19 protein-coding genes are annotated in these 22,471 nt (G+C 47.7%); 5 read left to right on the top strand and 14 right to left on the bottom strand.

Translation table 11 applies throughout. The annotated features are described in order from the left end of the window. Nucleotides 1–50: 50 nt before the first annotated feature. A complete protein-coding gene (locus LEPBO_RS39375) occupies nt 51–296 on the top strand; it encodes a helix-turn-helix transcriptional regulator (RefSeq protein ID WP_017292067.1) in 246 nt (81 codons plus the stop codon). A gap of 533 nt (nt 297–829) precedes the next feature. Here LEPBO_RS39375 and LEPBO_RS0134020 read toward each other — a convergent pair. The 11 genes from LEPBO_RS0134020 to LEPBO_RS0133965 form a co-directional block, all read right to left on the bottom strand. Next, the gene (locus LEPBO_RS0134020; RefSeq protein ID WP_017292066.1) at nt 830–1,843 is read right to left on the bottom strand and encodes a tyrosine-type recombinase/integrase; all 1,014 of its coding nucleotides are present in this window, start codon (nt 1,841–1,843) and stop codon (nt 830–832) included. A gap of 5 nt (nt 1,844–1,848) precedes the next feature. Next, complete coding sequence (locus LEPBO_RS0134015) at nt 1,849–2,292, bottom strand: hypothetical protein (protein WP_017292065.1); 444 nt, start codon at nt 2,290–2,292, stop codon at nt 1,849–1,851. Between the two features lie 348 nt (nt 2,293–2,640). Further along, nucleotides 2,641–3,777 carry a calcium-binding protein gene (locus LEPBO_RS39370; protein ID WP_017292064.1) on the bottom strand — a complete coding sequence of 379 codons (1,137 nt, stop codon included), beginning with the start codon at nt 3,775–3,777 and terminating at the stop codon, nt 2,641–2,643. Between the two features lie 104 nt (nt 3,778–3,881). Further along, entirely contained in the window at nt 3,882–5,447 is a 1,566-nt protein-coding gene (locus LEPBO_RS0134000; protein ID WP_017292063.1) for an FHA domain-containing protein, read from the bottom strand. 3 nt (nt 5,448–5,450) lie between these two features. Further along, nucleotides 5,451–7,160, bottom strand: a complete 1,710-nt coding sequence (locus LEPBO_RS0133995) for a hypothetical protein (RefSeq protein ID WP_017292062.1) — start codon at nt 7,158–7,160, stop codon at nt 5,451–5,453. Continuing rightward, a complete protein-coding gene (locus tag LEPBO_RS0133990) occupies nt 7,157–9,028 on the bottom strand; it encodes a serine/threonine-protein kinase (RefSeq protein ID WP_017292061.1) in 1,872 nt (623 codons plus the stop codon). Before LEPBO_RS0133990 ends, LEPBO_RS0133995 begins: the two co-directional genes overlap by 4 nt. Before the next feature lie 48 nt (nt 9,029–9,076). After that, nucleotides 9,077–9,913, bottom strand: coding sequence for a CHRD domain-containing protein (locus tag LEPBO_RS0133985; protein WP_017292060.1), 837 nt, complete (start codon nt 9,911–9,913; stop codon nt 9,077–9,079). 9 nt (nt 9,914–9,922) lie between these two features. Then, nucleotides 9,923–10,846, bottom strand: coding sequence for a hypothetical protein (locus LEPBO_RS0133980; RefSeq protein WP_017292059.1), 924 nt, complete (start codon nt 10,844–10,846; stop codon nt 9,923–9,925). Between the two features lie 15 nt (nt 10,847–10,861). Continuing rightward, on the bottom strand, nt 10,862–11,818 hold the full coding sequence (locus tag LEPBO_RS0133975; protein WP_017292058.1) for a hypothetical protein: 957 nt from the start codon (nt 11,816–11,818) through the stop codon (nt 10,862–10,864). 40 nt (nt 11,819–11,858) lie between these two features. Then, complete coding sequence (locus tag LEPBO_RS0133970; RefSeq protein WP_017292057.1) at nt 11,859–12,710, bottom strand: outer membrane protein assembly factor BamD; 852 nt, start codon at nt 12,708–12,710, stop codon at nt 11,859–11,861. A gap of 344 nt (nt 12,711–13,054) precedes the next feature. Further along, entirely contained in the window at nt 13,055–14,536 is a 1,482-nt protein-coding gene (locus LEPBO_RS0133965; RefSeq protein WP_017292056.1) for a hypothetical protein, read from the bottom strand. 226 nt (nt 14,537–14,762) lie between these two features. Here LEPBO_RS0133965 and LEPBO_RS0133960 point away from each other — a divergent pair, with 226 nt between their 5' ends. Genes LEPBO_RS0133960 through LEPBO_RS0133945 form a run of 4 tightly spaced genes read left to right on the top strand, consistent with a single transcriptional unit; the run spans nt 14,763 to nt 20,551 of the window. Next, nucleotides 14,763–15,521, top strand: a complete 759-nt coding sequence (locus LEPBO_RS0133960; protein ID WP_190711068.1) for a peptidylprolyl isomerase — start codon at nt 14,763–14,765, stop codon at nt 15,519–15,521. Continuing rightward, nucleotides 15,518–18,520 carry a peptidase domain-containing ABC transporter gene (locus LEPBO_RS39365; protein WP_017292054.1) on the top strand — a complete coding sequence of 1,001 codons (3,003 nt, stop codon included), beginning with the start codon at nt 15,518–15,520 and terminating at the stop codon, nt 18,518–18,520. Before LEPBO_RS0133960 ends, LEPBO_RS39365 begins: the two co-directional genes overlap by 4 nt. Nucleotides 18,521–18,533: 13 nt before the next feature. After that, complete coding sequence (locus LEPBO_RS0133950) at nt 18,534–20,003, top strand: HlyD family efflux transporter periplasmic adaptor subunit (protein WP_017292053.1); 1,470 nt, start codon at nt 18,534–18,536, stop codon at nt 20,001–20,003. Nucleotides 20,004–20,035: 32 nt separating this feature from the next. Then, nucleotides 20,036–20,551, top strand: a complete 516-nt coding sequence (locus LEPBO_RS0133945) for a DUF1822 family protein (protein ID WP_017292052.1) — start codon at nt 20,036–20,038, stop codon at nt 20,549–20,551. 69 nt (nt 20,552–20,620) lie between these two features. Here LEPBO_RS0133945 and LEPBO_RS0133940 read toward each other — a convergent pair whose 3' ends face one another. The 3 genes from LEPBO_RS0133940 to LEPBO_RS0133930 all read right to left on the bottom strand — a co-directional run bounded on the left by LEPBO_RS0133940 (nt 20,621) and on the right by LEPBO_RS0133930 (nt 22,369). Next, nucleotides 20,621–21,400, bottom strand: coding sequence for a transposase (locus LEPBO_RS0133940; RefSeq protein WP_017292051.1), 780 nt, complete (start codon nt 21,398–21,400; stop codon nt 20,621–20,623). After that, nucleotides 21,393–21,956 carry a helix-turn-helix domain-containing protein gene (locus LEPBO_RS0133935; RefSeq protein ID WP_017292050.1) on the bottom strand — a complete coding sequence of 188 codons (564 nt, stop codon included), beginning with the start codon at nt 21,954–21,956 and terminating at the stop codon, nt 21,393–21,395. Before LEPBO_RS0133935 ends, LEPBO_RS0133940 begins: the two co-directional genes overlap by 8 nt. 122 nt (nt 21,957–22,078) lie before the next feature. Next, entirely contained in the window at nt 22,079–22,369 is a 291-nt protein-coding gene (locus LEPBO_RS0133930) for a hypothetical protein (protein WP_017292049.1), read from the bottom strand. Between the last annotated feature and the right edge of the window lie 102 nt (nt 22,370–22,471).

Below are 22,471 nucleotides of genomic sequence, written 5' to 3'. Positions count from 1 at the left end.
TCTTTTGTATCCATTGGTATGAAGGTATGAAGCTGCCCGTATCAACACCTATGGCTTTTAACGAATGGCTCCGACTCAAACGATGCCGGAGCGGTTTAAGTCAGAAAAAATTGGGTGAGGCATTAAGTGTCAGTTCTCAAACCGTTAGCAGTTGGGAAACAGGCGAAAGTTTTCCAAAATTAACTCCTCATCAAATGAGAGAACTCTGTCAGTTGCTGTCTTGCTCACTCGATGAGCTTGCGGATTATCAAATTGGAATGCTCGGTATTGAAAATTTTGCTCAGAAAGCATCTTGAGCAAAAATAGGCATTGAGGACTAGAATTATTTTTTCTCTTTAATATTCAAAGATATGCGATCGTTGGTCGTGCTACGGTTCAGTAAGCCACTAATCAGTTGGTGCTGCGTTCCAATTAGAACGGCTAGGCACTCTGGTTGCTTCACCCAATCGATCGGTTCGAGAGATCAAATTTGAGTGTCAAGCGAACGTGCTTCGATCAAGCCTTTTAACTGATCTCGAATTGGGAAAAAGACCGTGTATTCTGGCACAGTAAAGATGAGTCGCGTTCCAATCGTGGGATCTTCATTCTGAACTCGTGCAGTTAACCACTCTTGTGCGATCGCATCAACAACGCTAAATTCTCTATTTGAGCTACGATGACTTCTAAAGTAAACAACTGGAGTGTAAAGTTAAAACGAATCTTATAATTTGCACAAACTAGTGATGAACAATGCACATTTAGAGCTAGCAGGAAAATTGGCGTATCATCAACCGTGCCACCTGTGGAATGAAACGAATCATTAGGATGAGTACCGATTGTGTGAACTACATCACTGGAGGATAGAGAGTCCGTAGGCGTTTGTAATGATTCGCAGTCGATTGAGTGTGACAAGATTTGCTTCGACAACATAAACAGGCTCATCGTCCCAGAACATTGCCACATTCGTTAAGTTTTGAGCAGCCCATGGGCGATTCGCGTCGAGCAACTTTCCGTTTTCAATCCGAAGAACCTCAGTTCCGCCAACTTGGATCGAAGCCGTGCGTGGAGCGTAGTAGGGCGGAAGTTGACTGTAACTTGGAGACTGAACTTCAGTCCAACTCGCAAGATGGTAGTCTCGGTCTTTGCCTTTAACGCTAAAGCAAACGTCGCGAGGCGTTGCATCAATCCCAACTCGATGCAGTGCTTGTACAATAATTTGATTTAATTGAGCAGGGGCGAGTCGGGTTCCCCTCGTACCGTGGAAAACATGCTCATCGAGCGATCGTCCTTTTCTCAGCGCAATCAGTTCCGACCAAATTGGATTACAGAGAAACGCCTTGCGTGGCTCTTTATCTTGGCTTTCTGGTAGAGTATGGTCGCGCAAAACTAGACAGCGTTCTTGGGGGTCAACATCTTGCCATCTGAGTCCTAACACTTCGGTCGTCGTGCATCGGACGACGATCGTTAACCAGAGAAGCACCCGATTCCGAGCATTGTCTTCTTTTTGCATGACTTCATTGAGCCGGAGATCGATGTATAAGTCGGGGAGCTTACGCCGAGGTGGATGAGCAATGCTCAAAGGGTGAAGCAGATCAGGACGAGCTGAAATGTATTTTAGAAATGAGCGAATTGCAGCTTTATACGATCGCAACGAATTAAAGGCAAGTTTTGAATCGCCTTCTAACTCCTGCACAAACCGCTCAACGTCTTCAGGTTGAATTTCGGTGATCGAGCGGTCTCCCAAAAAACGAGTAAATAGCTCCCCTGCTGTTCGATATGAATAGAAGGTTGAGGTAGTCTCTCGATATTGTTCTAGCCACTCTGATAGGAGACGATCATTCTCATTAATTCTGCTGGTCATCATTTGAGTTATCTGGCTATCGTTTTGGAATGATGTTGATTCATCATTGTTTGACGGACTCTGTCTTTCTGAGCGGAGTCTGGAGATGTTGCGAGAAGCTCGACAAAATCATATTTGCTAATTGTTGGTTGCTGTTGCAGAATTGTGAGCACTAGCATTCCAGCTACCCTGTCAACATATCTTTCGAGAATCTCCTCACACGTTTTAATGAACGCTGGATCATCGATCGCTCTTTCAACTAGCCAAAGAGTTTGTTGGTGAAATTTGTTTCTCGTAGCTTCTGGAATTTGCTGTTCTAGCTTGGATAAGAGTTGTAACAGCGATGTACAGTCTGCGAGTGAGGCTTGCAGCAGGGCTGGCGCAATCGGTCCAACGATCTCTCTTAAGACTTGAGTGAGTCGATCGACTTGAGATTTTGTAAGCCAACTTGATTCAGGGTTAGACTCTAGCATTTGTAAAAATCCTGGCTCAATTGCGCCAACCGAGCAACTTATCAGTACAACTGAGAGTTAGAAGGGGTGAGAAGCATTGCTCGAGCGCTATCCGATGCAAGCCTTCAATCAACTTCGCTTCAAGGTGATACGAGAATTTCGATCGCAGTAACGAGAGATATCTTTACCACACTCATTGAAAAGCTTTTCGTTAAGCGATATCTTTCGGTAGAACGCCTCAGAGCGATATCTGGTTTTAGACGCTCTTCATGACGTAAAAAACGCTTCCCGTAGAATTCGCGCTTTTGATCCGCCTGAGAGAATTGGAAAAGCCTCCAATTCTCCCTGAAAACGACGATCGGATCGCAGCTACGCGACCAGTGCGAAATTTTGATCGCTTAGTGCTGGAGCGCCTGCAACTACAGCAAACTGCGCCCCGTTGCCCAGTCCAGCTTCAGCACCGTTAGCATTATAAAACAGCTTGCCAGAGCTACTGCCAGTCGGTTGAACATAAGTAATCTTGGCAGCACTTAATGCTGCTGCTTCGTCGCTATCCACACGCGCGAAGTCAGAGGCTCCGAGTGTCTGTCCGGGTTGAGTCGCAATCGAAGCAAACGTCGCTTTACTCAAATGAATCTTGTCTTGAGTCGGGTTGAAGTTCGCGATCGTGTCTACGCCGAGGTCAGTTGTATTGAACGGTTTGCCTGAACTAAACACGAAGCGATCCATGCCTTGATTGCCAACGAGAAAATCATTGCCGCTGCCACCATCGATCGTATTCAGTTTCTGACCGCCGATGAGGATATCATCGCCTGCACCGCCTGTTGTGGAAACCTCGGTATCCACGGTTCCAGCAAACAAGACATCGTTGCCTCCGCCGCCTGAAAATGCGAGCAGCGACGCTCCTGAACCTGCAATTTTGTCTGCGATCAAAATGTCATTCCCTTCGTTCGACTCGACCTGAACAACCTCAGTTCCGTCGTGCGTTACGCTAAAGGGAGTCTGAGTCAAGCGATTGAACACAGCGACTCCGTTGTTCATTCGCAGCATGGAGAGCTCGCCTTCAGCGCCACCATTGATCACCGAAGTATCTAACCCTGCGCCACCATGAACAATATCTGGTCCGTCGCCGGGGTTCCAGATAAAGAAATCATTACCGCCATTCCCAGAGATCGTATCTGAACCTTTACCAGCCGTGATAATCTCAGCCTGCTCGGTTCCATTCAGCGTATCGTTGCCTGGAGTTCCTGTGAGCGGTTGAATTGCAGGTGTCGTTGGGGCAAGCGGTGTCATTGCCTCTGGAGACGTGGGCATCGGGGTCGGTAAAATGAAGTTAGAAGCATCGCCGGATACCAGCACATCGTTACCGCGACCGCCAACGATGCGATCGCTACCACCGTTGCCGACCAAAGTGTTACCGCGATTGGAGTCACCGAGCAAGACATCGTTATTGCGGGTTCCACCACGAGTGGGAACTGTGGGAAAAACTGGAAATTTCTGAGCCATGATGAGTTCCTTGATTTGTACAAAAAGTTTGCAACGTGGAGGATTGAAAACTGCTCGACAGGATAACGAGCATCAATAAAGATTTTGGTAGATAGAAAATCTGCTCAAGCGTCTACTTCAACGCTGCCGATTGGATAAGCAATGCAAGATAAGACGTAGCCGTTTTGATGTTCTTGTGCAGATAAAGCAGCCGGATTGGGCTGTTTATTCGGATACTCGATCGTGCCGCAAACCTTCACCTTGCACGCCCCACATCGTCCTGCCCCACAGCCATTCAGGTTAATATCGGCTCCGAGCTTTTCAGCCGCATCGAGAATGCTCGTTTTTATATCAACTGCCATTGACTTGTTGGATCGCTTAAATCGAATGGTGGGAGCAGTCGTCGATGACGGACTTGATGCAGACGGAGCAGTACTCGGTTGAGGGACTGGCTCAGGCGCGATCGTGTCGGGTGAAGCTACCTCATTAGAGTTAAGTTCTATGGTCGGAAGCGGAGTCGGATCGAGAACAGGCACGTCATTGATCGTCTCCGGAATTGGCTCTACCGGAATGCCTTCAACTTCACCAAAACTTTCTTCGTGATACTGCGCGATTGGAAAGTCGATTATTCCAAACAACTGTCTGACGTGATTCATAAAGCCATCGGGACCACAGACAAACACATGACGTTCTGCGACATCCGGTGCGATCATTTGCAGCATCGCTGTATCTAAATGTCCAGTAAATCCAAGCCAAGCAGATTTAGGCTGTGGTTGCGTCAGTGCAATTTTGAGCTTGAAGTTGACGTTTTGATTCGCAATTAACTCTAACTCGTCGAGAAAAATGCAGTCGTCAAGCGTCCGGGCGGAGTGGAAAAACACGACATCGATCGTTGATCGCAAATCAGACAGATACCGAGAGATTGACATCATCGGCGTAATGCCTGAGCCAGCAGAGACAAGCAGTAATTTTGGTGGAAACTGCGGTGCGGGCGTAAATGATCCTTTCGCACCTCCTAAAATCCGAATCGAATTGCCAACCTGAAACCGATCATGCAGCCAATTCGATACCGAAATGTCTGTTTCAGAGCGCACAGCACGTTTTACCGTGAATTGTAGCAGGTCAGGTCGAGATGGACTTGACGACATCGTGTACGCCCGAACGATTCGCTCTCCCTCGATTTGAAACTCTAGCCGCGCAAACTGCCCAGGACGATAAAGAAACAGCAGTGCGGGATCTGCAACGAACGAGAACGTTTTCACATCCGGGGTTTCATCAATAATATCAACACAGTGAGCATCGATATCTTGATTAATCCACCAAGAAACATTCACGCTCGATGTGTGAGTCGCAGATGGAAGCAGCATGACTTCATCAACGTGCAACAAGGTTTCCCCTACTGCAATTTCGTCCCCTACGGCAATTTTATGCAAGGTGTTGGGCGGCAACAGGTCGCCGTTGACGATCGAGCCATTGCTACTCCCCACATCCATAAAGTAGAAGTTGCCGTCGATAAACTGAACAATCGCATGAGTACCACTAATTTTGGCATCATTTAGTGTTAAGTCACACTCCGGAGATCGCCCAATTTTCCAGGTCGTTTGATTATGGTCGTTCTGAGCTAACAGATGCTTTCCAAAGCTAGAGCCTGAGAATAAATCTGGAAGATAGCTCGATCGCAGTCTTAGCATGATCTATTTCCGTTGATAAGGAACGGTCTGCAACGTAGTCGATGTTGGACGTTGACGGTCTTTAAACACCACGGTTGCAGTTTGTGTGGAAACGGGCTGCGGAGCGGGAATGTGATACAGCAGATGACTGGGGATCTGTCGAATTACATCTTGGTGATCACCGTCCGAGAGTCCCAAACTTTGACGGAGATTGCGGCAAAAGTGGAGCGAATCTGATGCTTCGATCACCCCCTGTTCGAGCAGTTCTTGCACCACGCCAAGATATGCCTGTATGCGGGACCCATGTGATGCTTTGATTAATAAATGGACTTCATCGGCACTCAAATCCTCGATCGATCGACCATCGAGCCAAGAATCAGGAAGATCAAAGTGGTGTAGCTGTCGGCGCAGCATGATCGAGGTACGTTCACGATCGTAATGGGCACGTTTACGATTGATCGTTTGCAACAGCCACAATACCCCAACAATGACAATGACGACATTAATTGCCGGAACAATCATCGGAAAGCGGTTCAGAGTCGGACGTGAGCCAAAGACAAAAAATGCCCAAAACGAAACCACAGTGAACAAGCTGAAAATGACGTGCTGTGCTTGCTCTTTACTCACAGGCTGCTGACGACGACGATACGATCGATACTGTTTTTCTAACCAGATGCCCAGGGAGTAAGTAGCAGTCACAGCAACTGCAAATAGCAACAATGGGGCAATAATCTTGGGAATTGGAACAGCAACGCCACTGATGTAAAAACCAGGATCAAGTAATCGATCGAGCAAGGCTTCTTCATGTGCCCAAGCCCCACTGAAGTAATAGTCCCAGTTGCCAGCGTACAGATAGAAATACCAGTAAAACGCTAGCACCATTCCTAAATAGCCGTACTGGATTAATTTGCGTCCTGGCTTGTTCAACTCCGTCCAGTATGTATTTTCTGCATCGGTATCGATGCACGAACGCTTACAACCTACACAAGCAGACTCTTCAACGCCATCTGCACCGATAGTACGACACATTGATTGCGTTACGGCTCCTCTAGGCTGTAAATGAGCTTTAGACCCAAGCAGCGATCGTGGTCCGGTGTAAACCATCTGTACCGGAGCCATCGGACAGAAATACTGACACCAGGATTTTCCGGCATATAGATAGCCTACGACGATCGCGCTAATGATTGTGGCAATCAAAAAGCAACCCAGCGTGAATCGATGCCCGTTCACAAATACAAGTCGTGCCCACAATCCCAGAATGAACAAGCCAAACTGAACGATTAGATGGTTTTTACCCAGCCAAGAGTTCTCGTCGATGATCACAGGTTCCCGTCGAATCTCGCCGCTGATCGGGTCGATCAGTTTGCGTGTGCGTTGAATGCCCAAAGCACGGGGGATCTGCGACACAAATGACAACGGACAAATGCGCCGCCAGAATTCATGTCCAAGCACGAGCAGAATGAGAATTGCCGCTGGCACGATCGCTGCCCACCAAAGCAAGGTTCCCAATGAAAAGGGTTGCTCTGGAATGCAATCGACGCGAATCTTCACGCAACGGTCTGGATTGAGGTAGATGTCTGGATTGAGCCGAAACGGAGATCCGATCGCACTAGGGTTAGTAAGGTGAGGGGTGATCGGGTCCCAAAACATTGAGAGGATGATTGTTGCCCAACCGAGAAGCAAAGCAGTGCGAATCCATTGGAGTTTACCTTCGCTGACGCGGAAAAAGTTCATGGTTCTGTTTTAGATAGCTGCCAAATTTCGAGTTGTTGAGGCGTGATTTGCACGACATAGTGAGCGTTAGCGGTCATAGCAACTCTGCTTTGAAGATAAGCGAGTGGCTTAACCAGTTTTCCAGTTGATTCCAACAACCGGACTGTCCCATCTTCATGCTGAGTTACAAGATAGTTCGGTAAGATTGCAGCTGTTCTTACCTTGGTCGGCAACACGTGCAGGAGTTCTGAAGTCTCCAGATTCCAGACGATCGTGCCGTCGCTCGCTGTACTGGTTAATCCAGTTCCATTCTCACTAAAGTTAAACACTGTAATATTGCCGAGATGTCCAGCTAAACTTTGCTGCAATTGACTGTATTCAGCATCCCAAACATCAATACGCGATCGCGTGGTTGCACAAAACAGCCGATTATCTGGGGCGTACTGTGCGGCAGTGATCCCAGGAACAGTTCGCAGTAACTTTCCGGTCGTCATGTTCCACACTCGCAAAGTGTGACTAGGACTTACGGTTGCGAGGTGCTGTCCATCTGCACTCAGCGATGCAGTGTTGGCAGGTTCGGGCAATGCGATCTGGTGAAGAACGTTTCCTGTGGAGAGTTGCCAAACGGTCAACGACTCGTCGCGCTGGCTCACTAAATGATTGCGTGTCATTGTTAGCATTTCGATCATGCCTGAGGTCGTCCAGCCTTGCTGAACTTTTCCGGTTGATAAATCCCAAACTTGAACCTGATCGTTGCGATCGAACGTCACGAGCTGATGATCGACAACGAGAAACTGATCGATCGTGCTGGAGAGCGGTAACTTGTGAATCAGCGATAAATCAACGACTGGCTGATTTTGTATTATGCTCATTTGTGCAGCGATTGTATCGGTCATACGCGGGACCAGTGGAACAAATCCAAAGCCACAAATAATCGCTAAACCAAAGATAGTTGGAGTCACGAGTGATTGTGACTGTATCGAACGGCATTTCGAGACAATGGGCTGGGAAGCTTGGAGGATCGAACGAATCACTGAATGACCGATTCGATTCGGAAGTGCCGCGAGCCGAGAATCAACACGCAGTTGCTGTAAATCTGCCAACACATCGATTGCTCTTATGTAGCGATCCGCAGGACGCAGAGCAACTAAGCGATCAAGGATTGCTGCAACTTTTGGATGAATCGATGCACCGAGTTGCTCCTGCCACTGTAGCTTACCTGAATTTGGATGACGTTCAAGCTGTTGGGGTGCGACCCCGGATAACAGCTCGATCGCCGTGATTCCTAGTGCATACAAGTCGGTATGAAAGTCAATTTTGCCGTCTTGCTGTTCGGGTGGACTATAGCCAGGTGTGCCGTAGATTGAACTGTCTTCGACGAATTCATCTAAATCGATCGCTGCGCCAAAATCGATCACCGAGATCGACCCGTCGTTGCGACGAATCAGGTTGCTCGGCTTGATATCTTGATGAACGACACGATGGCGATGAATTACTTCAAGAACCGACAACACATTTTGCAGTAATGAAACAATTTGTGCTTCGCTAAAAGGCTGCTGCTTGAGAACTTCCAGGACTTGACCTTCGATGTACTCTTCAACAAGGTATACCGGATGATGATGTTCGGGACATGCCAGAATGCGTGGAACATTGGCAGTTGATCCTTTGAATCGCTCTAGAATGCGAGCTTCTTGAACGATTAACTGTCGCCGCAATTCCGCCATGTTGCCAACTTCGTTTGCCGCATCCAGAGTCAGGCACTTGACGACGCAAAATGGGTACCCAACCATTTCGAGATCGCGAGCGAGAAAGGTTCGGCTGAATCCTCCAGAACCGAGTTCCTTGATGACGAAATAGCGATCGCAAAATTGTTCAATTTGATCAACCATTGCTTTAAATGTGTGGCGACAGTACGCAATTGCTTACTGAGCAATTGGCTATTTTCTAACGACGTTCTGATTAAAGTTGACGCGATTCTCTCCGGTGGGAAAACCTGCATTTCCATCTTTATTCACGTCCACGTTCGAGTGAACATTGACGTAAAGATTTCCTGCTGCAAAGGCGGCTTGTTCTTCTGGCTTGAGTTTAAAGTCGCCGGAAATCTTACCAGATTTGCCATCGCGGTTCACTTTGTTATCCAGGAAGCGAACAACAGTAGCATCCGCATTGTTTCCGCGTTGATCGCCAGAAGGCGCGAAGTGCAAATGTGTTCCAGAAAGTGGATTACCTTCAACATCATGCGGCACTTTCAGAAATCCATCGACAAGCGCTTTCGGATCTGATCCGTTGAGAATCTTAGCTTTAGGATCAATCTCCTTTTCTCCCTGGCTAAACAACGGAGCGCCATCAAAGTCTTTGAAACTGCCGTCGATCTTTAGGTTGCCATCTGCTTTCAATGCAGCAGTGAGGGTTGTCGTTCCTTTTGAGTCGTTGGGAAATGGAAACTCTCCAGAGCCAGTACCTGTTGCCGTTCCTTTAATTTCTTTTTTGCTTGCGTTCAGAAAATCATTGCCATCGCTACCAAACAGCTTGCCTTGTTTCAGCAAATCTTGCTGTTTGTAGCCACCTTTGTCGGTGCGCTGTAGCTCGATCGTTCCCTCTGGAATGGCATGATTATGATCGTCTCCGCCCAAAGCTTTATTCAAGCTTTTTGCCGCATCTTCTTTCTGAATCGACGACCCCTGGCTGCCATGATTGTGATTGTCCGATTTGTGTTGTTCGATGCTAGTATCAGCGCCAAACTGCGTTCCTTTTTTTTCTAGGGTTGCTACCATGTATCCCTCCTAAACGGTTTGTGCAACTTTATTCAAGTCATTGTCTCGAACCACAACAAAATTCTTCTCGCTCAAATCAACAGCTTTAGTGAATGCGAGACTGCCTAAGATGTGGTTTTCGCCGTTCTTGTCAAAAATCACTGTGGCATTGCTGTCTAATGGCGAGTCAATGCCTGCTTTCGTAGGATTTGTCCCTTGTCCAAACTGAATATCTGCAACTTGCAATCCGTCTGTTAATCCGAAGCGGTCTTTGGTCGGGTCAAAGTCGAAAATGCGGTTAGTAGTTTCAGAACCGAGGATGAAGAGGTTTTCACCACCGCCACCTGCGATCGTATTAAAGCCTCTACCATCACCGCGAACAATATCATTGCCGAAGCCACCGATCACGGTGTTAATTCCACCGCCAGGATCAAGGAAGTCTCCGTCTTTTCCAAGCTTCTTCTCAAGATCTCGCTCGATTTTGACTTTGCTTGCATCGAGCGACTTCACATCTTTGAGCTTCGCCGGATCAATGTGGAGGACTTCTTCGGGAATGCCAAGATCAGTTTCTTTAGATTTTTGATCGCTGGACTTTCCGGATGGTTTTGATTGATCTTTACTGTTGATGTTCGATTTAGGGTCAAAGTTGGCATCGAGCTTTTTCGTTTCTTCTTTGTTCCCGGTCGATGGAGCTTTCTTGTCTTTGTGGTCTTTATTGTCTTTGAAGGCAGCATCGATCGACTTCGATTCGTCTTTCTTCTGCCCAGACGACGATGATTTATCTGTGTGGTTTTTAACATCAATATTGATGTTAAAAACATTGCCAAGTACTCTTTTGATCTCTTTATCTTGGCTAGCGAATCCGCTAGAAGAATGATTCTGGCTAGAGCTATGTAATTGCTCTAGTGTGACCACTCCCGCGCTGTTGCGATCAGTCTTGGAGTTTTGTTGCATTGTTACGTCTAACCATCATGAAGTGGGCGTTTGAAAATTGAACATACGGCGTTGCGGGGTTGCTTCTGGGATTTGAATCCACATCGGTGAGCGATTTGCGCGAATGGTAGCGCGTAGAACACCACCAGGTCTAACTACAGTTCCATGCACTAAGCTTGAAAACTGAACAGGAATGCGACGCTTATTTCGATCAAAAGCCACGATGCGGTTGGGAAAAATCCCAAAATCACTCGTAGTATTGTTGCTAATTTGAATGTCAAACTGATTTGCTTTCTTCGGAACAACTGCGATCGTAATTCCATCAATTACTTGAATCATGCCGCTTGGCTTGTTCGCTTGTGGCATCATTGCAGGCTGATTTACATTCGCAGAACACCCAGCGGCTGAGAATTGAGCTTTAATGGCATCAGCAGTTCGCCCTGACGGAAGGAAGGTATTCAAGTCAGGTGGAACATTCTGAAATGCCAGGGTGAGAAAGCGCGATCGTGCTTTATTCGGATCATACAGTCCCCACACCAAAAAAGACTTACCGCGATACTGTACTGGAATGAATAGATCTGAAGCAGCATACCGTAAGAACTGCTGACGTTCATTAGTGAACAGTGGATTCGAGGTTCGGATCACTGCGCCTTCAGTTTTTCCGTCTGCATAAGCGACGGTGCTTCTCGACTTTGTGATCAAACACACTTTTCCAGGTTTTGTCGCTGGGTAAACTGCCACGAACCCGTCTTCGGTTGCCCATTGCCCGATGTACCAAGCAGTCGTCGAATCGTGCTGCTTCAAAGTTTTGACCAGTGCTTGATGATCAACTTGTGAACGAACGTTGGGCAGCGACCTTGTACTGATGCCTGCAAGATAGTGCCGAACATCTTCGAGGCTAACTTGCGGTTCAGCCGCCGCAGGTGAGTGAAAACTGAACATAGCCAATAACGCCACAACCGGAGTAATCCGATGCCAGTTAAGTAGAGCCATAATCGAGTGGGGTAATAGAACAAGGAACAAACAGGCTCAACTAATTAAAGCCTGCAAACTCGCACTCCGGACGACCGCAGGACGACTGCACGGAACGGGGTTGAACAATCGATTCGCTACGCTCTGGGGTAGAAATCGCTGAATGATAGGGAGGCTGACTTGGAACCGACCAAGTTGATGCCGATTCAGGTTCAGTCTCCGAAGGCGGCTCTACTAAAGGTTTGCTTTCGATTGAAGCTTGTGGCTCGTGTGATTTGGGCGAGGCAATTTCGGGTTCGATGACTGATTCGGGCGGAGCGACCGCTGCAACAGGTTGACTCGCTTGCATTTCGGCTCGCAGAGATCGCACTGATCTGCTCGATTTTAGAGCTGTGTCATGGATTTGATCAATCAAATCAAGCGCGATCGAGAATTGACCTTGGCGAAAATAAGATTGCGCCAAATCCACAATTGTTCGAGATCGTAGCCAATCAGCTTGCACTTTTTGATAGCGAGAGCGACTGGGTGCATCGGATGGAATCGATTCTGCAATTTGAATCGCCTTTGCAACATTGCCATTACAATACTCATTCAAGGCACGATCGTAGATTGATTGAGCTAGCCGCTGCTTCAGCATCACTAACTGTAATGCGACAGACGGTGATGCCGATTGAATCGGCTCCAGCACATTCAGCGCTTGCTTGAACTGTGATTGCTTTTCCAAATGAAGGATTTGAGCGATTAGTTCAGGTGCAAGCTCAGATGCTGTTGCTTGATTCTCCGGATTGATCGATGTTGATGTTGGTTCAGATGGCTTTGTTAGCGCAACTGAACCAGCAGCAACACAACCAACAGACAACAAGAAGGCAAAAGGAACTTTTACCGAAGAAATAGCAGCGGCAAACTGTTTCATAGTGTTGATGAGTGTCCAGCAAGGACTGCTAAGCGTGACGCAAAATTAGAAACCTACAAATTTAACTGATCGATCCACAGTTGCTCAAATCATTCAAACCGGAGACCGCGGTTATCTAGCGATTTCTATGTTGAGTATATGGGGGACATCTTTGCATTCGCAACCCCAAAGCTTAAGCTTTTTCATCGAATAATAAACAATATCAATTGATATTTTATGATTTTAGAAAATCTTAAGATACAGATAAGCTTTTTTATAAAATATCAATTGATATTTTATAAATTCAAGTAAAAGAAAAGCCGACCCTAGCCCTAGAGTCGGCTTGCATAATGGAGCAATGCACATCAAATCGAATTGTTTAATTCGTCAGAATGCAACCGAGGTTTTGGCTCAGCGAGATCAGTCACTTGCTCAGGAATTTTAGCCGTCGTTGGTGGGATAAGCGGTTTAATCGATAGGGTTGCAGTCGTGTTATTCTCGGTCAATTTTCTCTGCATTTCAATTAATAGGCGGCTTCCAGAGGTTTGTCTCGCTGGATGTTGGCTCGATTTAAAGGTGGAGGCAGATAGCATCTCTTCAACCGATGCTGCGGGTAAGGGAACCGTTTCATATTTCATAAGCGTAGTCATGTTCGATCGATCAGCGACGGGGGCTGTAATGGGGCTAGGAGCCTCATTCAGCCTTGGAGCTTTTGCGGTTGCTGCTACTTCACTGGATGCTTGCGAATGATTCGGTCGGGTAGACACCGTAACGGTTGTCGGGGTCGGTGGTAGTTCCCGTTGTACAGGCGGCTTAGAAACTGTGTCCGCTGTTGGACGAGGAAGATCTGCAATTGAACGATCGCGCGGCTGCCAATGATTAGAAACGTGGGGTGGCTGCGTGTAAGTAGCAGTCCTCATCGGATCAGGCACAGTCGAGATCGGGACTGAGTTAACCGATGCTTGATCGAACTGCGATTCAGAACGAGGCGATTTAGAAGCAACGGCTTGAATCGAACTCGAAGTTGGGGCTGAGGCAACCATTGAGGGCGGTGAAGGGGGTAAAACGCGAGCAATCGATACAGGCGGATCTGGAGGAGCGATCGGGATTGATACAGGCGGATCTAGAGGAGCAACTGGGACTGAGCCATCAAGCCTTTCTGCCGTAGATGCCAGTGTTCGATCAACATTCACAGCGGTTGCGTTTTCTGGTGGAGGAGGGGGAGGAACGGCCTCGAGAGTTGGAACCTGCGATAGCGTGATAGGAAGTGGAGCCGGAGAAGTTGTGGCAATGAGTGAATTTGGCGTTTCACCTGTTTGAGCGATCGCTTGTTGCAGAAGTGCTTGGACAGGCGGAGTGTTGAAGACTTCGCTTGATCGCAGTTTTTCAAGATCCTGCATCGCTTGGTTCCAGTTGCCTTGCGAGGCGGAGTGTTGAATTGCCTGTAGCTGTTGCTCTTCTGTTGTCCAAGTTCGCCGTAACTGCTGCGACTCAGAAGCCGCAGTGGTTGCTGCTGGAATCACTTGAAGCGCAGTCAGAGCTTCTTTAATGTTTCCACGACGGTATTTTTCCTTGGCTTGAGCCAAGATTTGCTGTGACAAGGATTCTTGTAGCACTTGCGCGGATTTGAAGTGCTTACTGTTGCTTGGGACTCCGATCGTATTTTTAATTGCATCGAGCGGTAGATTCTTTCTGTTTAGAGCCTGAGCTTCGTTCAGTTGATCCTGAAAAAGCTTTTCACGGTTGGGGGGAATTGCTTTTGATGACAGCGGGTTCTGCGATAACGCATAAACGCCTAAAGACGCGATCGATGCAACAGCACTACCGCCGAGTAGCCAACGACTCATAGATTCCGTTTCTCCATTACTTTTTGCAAAGCTTGCGGGGCAGGATCGACTCAATCGATCCAATATCAAATAGGGTTGAAACTTGTAGACTTATTGTAAGCACAATTTTCATGTTCCAGCGTTAGCATTAAGAAAAATTGAGCCAGTTAATTGGATTGATAGTCTTCAAAGACTGGCACTAATGCCACGATTGCTCGTACCGAAGTTTCAGCAAAACAGTTTCAATATGTCTATTTGTCTTACATTCGGCAAATTAGAGCTAACGGGTGAGCAACTTTATAATGCGATCGCGCATTATGGATTACTCAGCACCTTGCTCGAACAACTCTTTCTTGACTTCCAAGTTCTTCCTAGTATCGAAGTGACTGGAGCGGATTTATTTGAACTACTTAGTGGACGCGATCGTGCGTCAATGCCTGATCCCGAAGCATTGGAGCAATTTTTGAGCGAGCGGGCACAACAGTATCAGATGTCGATCGATCAACTAAAGTCCAAGGCGATGCGCGAAATTCGGATGCAAAAACTCAAGCAACAGTTTGCACCCCAGATTGAATCAGAGTTTTTGCGATCGCGATCAAACTATGACCAAGTAGAATTTTCACTTGTACAAACGAGCGATGCTAACTTTGCCGCAGAGGTTCTGTTTCAAATTCGCGATGATGGCAAGGATTTTGGTGAGATTGCTCAGCGACATTCAGAAGGATCTGAGAGATCGACGCAAGGATGGGTGGGACCGATGAAGCTAGCAAACTTACCAGAGCCGATTCGAGTGTTGTTTTGTACGGGGGAAGTCGGAAAAATATACGGACCAATCGAGATCAATGGTCAGTATTGTATTGTTCGGTTGGAGCGGTTCCACGGCGCACGATTAACCGAAGTCCTCCGTGCAGAGTTAATCAATTCTTTATTTGCGCGTTGGCTGAGCGAGCAGACCGTTCGGGCGCGACAAGCTGAAATTGCTCAAATCAATGCGGGTGACTCATGAGTGAAATGCCGCTTCAGCCGCGATCGTTTCTGCCGACCTTTTTCAGTGCAGCATTGTTCGAGGATTTGCTGCCAAACACTTGCTATCAGATTTCGTCAAAAGTTCGGATTAATAGTTTTCGTCCAGGACAGGTCATTCAGCCGGAACATTCATTCCCAATCGAAGTATGTTGCGTCGTCCAAGGACAAGTGCGAGTTGTTGGACCTGCGGATCAAGAAGCCCCAACGCTTGGAGTTCTGCATGAAGGGGAGGTGTTTGGATGGGAAAGCGTTGTTCGGCGGTCTACGTTCGGATCAGTACGTGCCGCGGGTCTCGAAGAAGTCATTACACTCGGTTTAACGATCGAGGATTTTGAATCGATTCTGCAAGAGTTACTGCCGACGCTCTCAAAACACGTTAGCTTCGTTGAAGTGTACGATGTACTACTGCGCTTTTGCAATACCATTCCGACGAAACTCAATCTGCCAGATCTAAGCGAAGTGAGTCGTCATATTGTGACTCAAAGTTGTGCGACCGTGAGGCATTGGTTTGGACAAAACGACCCGACGTTTCATCTTTCATCTGGATACTTATGGTTTGTCAGCAGCAGTACACATCAGTCGTTACCGATTGGAACGATCGTTGAATCGATCGCAGACTTACCGCAGTTCAAATCCCGATCGATCCCAATCCGGCTGTTAGGGATCGATCGTACCTTTTTGAGCGCCGCACTTTCGACCGGATTATTGCCCGCGCCAGACGCGATCATTGCAGATTCAGGAAGCGGAGAGTTAGTGTTGGCGCGACTTGAAGCGTTGGCAAAAACCTCAGTTCCAAGGCCTCTGCCGAATCGAACTCCCAAACTTTATCCAGCGCACACAGCGCGGAATCAAACATTTGCGGAATCAGTTGTGACTGCGTTCTGGAATGTATGTGAATTATTAGAAGTTCCATACAAACCAGAATTTTTGCGGCAGTGGAGTCAGCAGCTTGAATCGCAACCGCGAGATCGGATGGATTGGTACGCTGCGATCGCAGATGCGTTTGGATTAAGCGCTCAAACAGTAAAATTCCCGACGACCGCAGGCGGTATATCCCGGCTACAAACGCCCGCTTTGATTCAGATTCAAGATGAATTGTGCGTTATGTACGAAGCCAGCGATCAGGCGGTGGTGTTTGCGACTCCATCGGGATTAATGCGGCGTTCTTCGCGTGAGATTGCTGCTGTTCTTCAGAAGAATACGACTGGCACTGCGATCGTTCTCGGTCGTCAAGCCCAGAGCCGTACCGATCGCTTCGGTTGGTGGTGGCTAATCGGCGCATTTATGCCACAAACGCCAACGCTACTGTACGTTTTGATGGCTTCGATCGTCGTGCAGCTTCTAGGACTGGCTAACCCGCTTCTGACGCAGCAAATCGTTGATCGTGTGATCATTAATTCTAGTCCTGGAGCGTTGCCAGTTTTTGGAATTTTGCTGATGGGATCAAGTGCAATCGAGGCGGCAATAACCGTAGCACGAACCTACTTGCTAAATAACACGACGAACCGCGTTGACTTACTGTTGGGATACCAGATTATTGAGCATCTGTTTAATCTACCACTGCCCTTTTTTCAAAAGCGCCCTGTGGGTGAAATTGCTGCCCGGATTAATGAACTCGAAAAAGTGCAGCAGTTTATTACAACTACATTCCTTACAGTTGTACTAGACGTACTGTTTTCGATCATCTATGTCTGTGTAATGCTGATTTACAGTGGCGTTCTAACAGTCTGCGTGCTGGTGACAGTCCCTGTAATCATCGGTTTAACGCTGGTTGCGGCTCCAGTGTTTCAAGAACTGATTCGCAAGCGATCCGATCAACACGCTCAGATGCAGTCTCATCTGATCGAGATGCTGAACGGAATGTTTACCGTTAAATCGCAACGCATGGAATTCGCCATTCTCGCAACCTGGCGGCAACAGTATCGGGCATATCTCAAAACCGGACTCAAAACGACGATGTTAGGCGCATCGTTTCAGGCAGTGAATAGTTTCGTCAGTAACTTTAGTAGCTTATTGGTGCTATGGGTCGGCTCAAATGCGGTACTCAATGGCGATCTCACGCTCGGACAGTTAATTGCTTTTCGCATCATTGCGGGATATGTCACACAGCCATTGGTACGCTTATCCGGGTTGTGGCGCAATGCTCAAGAAGCTGATGTATCGATGAATTTGTTGGCAGATGTGAAAAACGAACCGCCAGAGTTTTCAGAAGTTGATGCGCGTCGGTTGGCACTTCCTCAGATCGAGGGTCATGTGCAGTACGATTCGGTTGAGTTTGGCTTTCAGCCCGGACAGCTACAGCTTAACAAAGTGTCGATCGACATTCCGGCTGGAACTTTTGTCGGAGTCGTCGGGCAAAGCGGCTCTGGGAAAAGTACATTATTAAAACTGCTACCGCGCTATTACGCGCCGATGAGCGGGCAGGTTTATATCGACGACATTGATATTGCCAAAATCAATCTCAAATCCTTGCGTGAGCAGATCGGGGTAGTGCAGCAAGAACCCAATCTATTTCGGGGAACGCTGCGATCGAATATTGCAGGCGGGAACGAAGATGTTGATGAAGCAGCCGTTGTAGAAGCGGCAAAAATTGCTGAAGCGCATGATTTTATCTTAAGTTTGCCTGATGGGTATGGAACAGAAGTCGGAGAACGAGGCTCATCGCTGTCTGGAGGACAACGCCAGCGAATTGCGATCGCGGCAATGGTATATCGCAATCCGCGATTAGTCATTCTCGATGAGGCTACCAGTGCGCTCGATGCCGAAACCGAGCGACGAGTGGTTGATAACTTGATGCGGCGATTTGGTGACACAACGTGCTTCTTTATTACGCACCGACTCTCAAATTTGCGACGAGCGGATTTGATTTTGTATATGCAGTCCGGATTGATTATCGAGCAAGGCTCACATCTGGAATTGATGGCTCGACGGCAAAACTATTACTGCTTGTATCAACAACAATTACAACAACCGAGTTAACTGGAGAACAATCATGCTGAAACATTGGATTTGGCAATTGACCTATCGCATCAAGCGCCCATTAAGTTTAATCAAGCGATCTGAAACAGAACAAGAGCAAGTTGCATCGACGTTTGAACCGGAATATGACAATCGCCCCCGATGGGTAATGATGGTGATCGGATCACTTGTGGTGACACTTAGTGGAACCGTTGTTTGGGCGTGTGTAGCTGAACTGGATGTCGTTGTTTCGGCACGGGGTCGGATTGATTCATTATCCTCGGCGCAAACGCTCAAATCGATTCGAGGCGGGCGCATCACAGCAGTTCTTGCCAAAGACGGCGATGTTGTTCAATCTGGGCAACTATTAGTGCAGATTGATAAGTCAGAGTTGTTTAATCAGCTATTGTCGCTGAAGAAACAGCGCGAACCGTTTGCAGCGCAAGCAGCGGTGCTGCGGCAGGCAAGTGCAGCGCTATTCGTGAATCCGCAAGATTCAGTGCTAGCAACATTGCCAGAAATTGCAGCACTCTTGCGGCAGCGTAACTTAATTAATGCCCAATTGACGAATAATTCATCAGAGTTGGCTCCGGATCAATTGATTAGCTATAACTTGTTTGTGCAGCGATTAAGGATGATCGAATCAGAGCGGCAAATTCAAATTGCTCAAGCGCAAGTGCAATCGATCGGCACTAATGCACAGATCGAAAATGCGGGTGCCCAATTAAGGATTGAGCGCGATAAGCTCTCGCGTCTAGGGCAACTGTTCGCGCAAGGTGGCATTTCCCGCAACGGAGTACTTGATCAAGTTGGGGCAGCCAATGAAGTTCAAAGCCGGATTATTCAAGCACGGACGCAGCAAGCGCAAGTGCTGGCGGAACAGCAAAAGACTCAAACAACGACGCAGCAACAGCTTGATGAAGTTTATCGTCAACTGCTTGACGCGAAAGTTCAGGCAGATAGCCAAATTGCCAACAAACTCCGTGAAGCGCAAGAGCAACTCATCAAGCTTGATGCTCAGATCAAGCAAATCGACCTTGACTTAAAGGCTCAAGAAGTTGTGGCTCCAACTGCCGGAACAGTGACAGGATTAGAGGTCACGCTGCCTGGAGGCATTGTGCAACCGGGTCAGCCGTTACTTCAAGTGATTCCGAACGAATCGATAGTTGCAACAGTTGAAATTAGTCCAGCAGATATCGCCAATCTCAAAGTAGGAACTCCGGTGGAAGTGCGGATCGATGCGTTGCCGTTTACTGAGTTTGGTGCGATCAAAGGGTCGATCGCGAATATCAGCAGTAACACGATTCAGAGCCAGAATGGGCAGCCTTTCTTCCATGCTCAGATTCGACTAGATCAACCGATACTTGAGCGAGGGGCACAAAAGCATCCGTTAAAAAATGGCATGACCATCAGCGCCCAAATGAAAACGAGAACTCAACGCCCGATCGAATTGGTGTTGGGGTCGCTGATAAATTTAGCAGATTCGGCAAAGTCCGGGCGATAAGAATTGATTTTTTGTAAATCCAACTTTCAATCATGCAATACACAGATTCACTGGCACAGCCAATGGTTCCGATCGAACCATCGCTACACCACAAAGTGTTAACGCTCTCTACGCTAGATCAAACGCTTAACCCTCAAGTTCAATACCAACTTTATCTTAATCACATTGCCTTAGAGATGGGTTTCGACTGGTTGAGCGACGATCTAATGCCATATCCAACGATTCCTTATCAGAACTGGAAGCAGGTCGATGGCAGTGCTTTGCGATTCAGAAGTCGAAAGACAGTCGTAATCATTCCTGGAGATACGATCGATGCAAAAACGATGAGCATCCCCGATTACTGGTTGTCAGGAACGAATCAGGGAGACTACTTTCTCTGGATACAGATTGACTGTAATGAGTTATGGCTAAAGTTTTTTGGATTCATCGATCGCAAGACGGTGGAACAATCGCCCTACAACTCGGAAAAAGAGTCTTATACGGTCCAGTCAAATAATCTGGTTGCGGACATCGCGGTACTTAGCATTATCAATCAAATTTGCTGTTAATTCACATCATTAGACATGAAATAACAGCAAGGCTAAGTCTGGTGATTATCTGCCACATGCGCTAGTGGGTCATTTGGCATGAATATCGCCATTCGCGACAGCAGGCGAATCATTCATTTTCTGAGTACAAGCACCTGACCCACCTAAACGATATTGCTGTCGTCTGAGTCTTGCCCGTTGTCTTCGTGCTGCTCGTTTTCCACCCCACTCAAACGGAGTCGGATGTTGGTTCCAAACTTGAGCAACAGTTTCTAATCGCTCAATGATTTGTTGCGGAGATTGAGGATGTTGACCATCCAGAGCGCGACGCTTGAGAATGCGCTGAATCGATTCCGCCATGTTCAGCCAACTGCCGGAAAGTGGCGTGTAGAGCGGTAAAATGCCTTGCTCACACAGCCATAGCATCAGTTCAGGCGTTCGGTGTCCAATCAAGTTATCCCACACTAACAACAGTCGCAAGGGTGGCAGTTGAGTTGGAAGCGTGAACTTGATGGTTAATCCTTCGCGCCACTGTTGCCACATCGAGCGAATCAGTTCGCTCGGCAACGACTGTGAGACTTCGGGCAACGCTTTGATGATTTGTGTCAGTTCTTGTTTGAGCCAAGCATGAAGGACTAAGTTCGTGGCGCTTTCCACCCCTTTGACCCGAACTTGCCCATCGTGCGGATGAAACAAGGTGAGCAACTTCGCCGTTCCCTCGCGCAGATACTCATGCGACTGCTGTTGAGGATGTTCTTCGAGTTGCCAACTTGAAGCTGGATAAGGCACGGTTTGGAAGGGTCCAGCTTCATCCTGACACCATACGGCAATTCCCATTGCTTCTGCGGTACGATATGCTCGCTCAATCAAGTTTTTTTACTTCTGCATCGGGGTCTGTGACGGTCACAACTCCGCTCTTGCGACGACGCAAAGCACTGTCCGTTTTGCACCAACTGCGGCTTTGCTGCCAGCTATGTCCTGCCTGGTGCAAGACCTGCCAGAGTGTGTAGGTACTAATCGTGGCAAATTCACCGTCTCCATCCTGACGCAAACGGCGTTGTAAGCTTGATAGCGACCAATGTGACACTCCATCGACCGCAAGTTCTGGCGGTTGCTGTGCGGTCGCTAAAATCTGCTGCCGTTGCTGAGCTTGATACTGAGTTTTTGCACCGCCACCCTGTCGCGGGGTCAAGGCGGACAATCCCTCAGCATTGAAGCGGGCAACGACCTGAGCCACAGCATCCCCTGAGCGTCTTCCACTTGCTTGAGCCGCCGCCGTGTAGCTGCTTCCTTGTGCCACGGCTAGTAGCGCTTTGGCACGAGCAACACGACTGGCAGATTCGCTCGTGCAACGAGCAATGCGTTCAAGTTCTCGCTGTTCTTCAGCACTCAGCAGGCGTAGAGGTTGTTTCTGGCGACGAGTCATAGTAGTTCAGGAGGTAGGTTCTTCTATATTGGCAGACCAAGCAAAAAAATGGCGATGTTCATGCCAAATGCCCCACTAGTTGTGGAGAAATGTCCACAACTGGCGTTTCTTCAAGCTGTGCTTCAAATCTTGATTGAAGAAGAGCTAGAAGAAGCAAACAAAGTTGTCTGCGAGAAACCACCAGGAATCTCGGTGGTTTGAGTCGTAGACTGCGGCTGACCTGTAACCTTCGACTTCTCTAACAAACTTGAAAGCTGAGAACTGACATCGCCTCCAACAAAGCTAGAGCCAGCCGAAGTCGATAAATTAACAGAATACTGCGATTGGTTGCCTGCTGGCAGGAACACAGCATTCGAGCTGACTCCTTCAGGTCCAACCGAAACGGACCCATTAGAACTGGTAATTCCACTCATAATAACTCTCCACTGATAATGTAGTGACGCAGCAGCTATGGGATTACAAGCCTATGCTTGTTTATTCAATCTTTGTCTAGGTGAAGGGATGGATTTCTAAAT

The sequence above is a fragment of the Leptolyngbya boryana PCC 6306 genome, from assembly GCF_000353285.1.
GTDB lineage: Bacteria > Cyanobacteriota > Cyanobacteriia > Leptolyngbyales > Leptolyngbyaceae > Leptolyngbya > Leptolyngbya boryana.
Note: the sequence above shows the minus strand (reverse complement) of the source record. Positions and strands in the feature narration are given on the sequence as shown.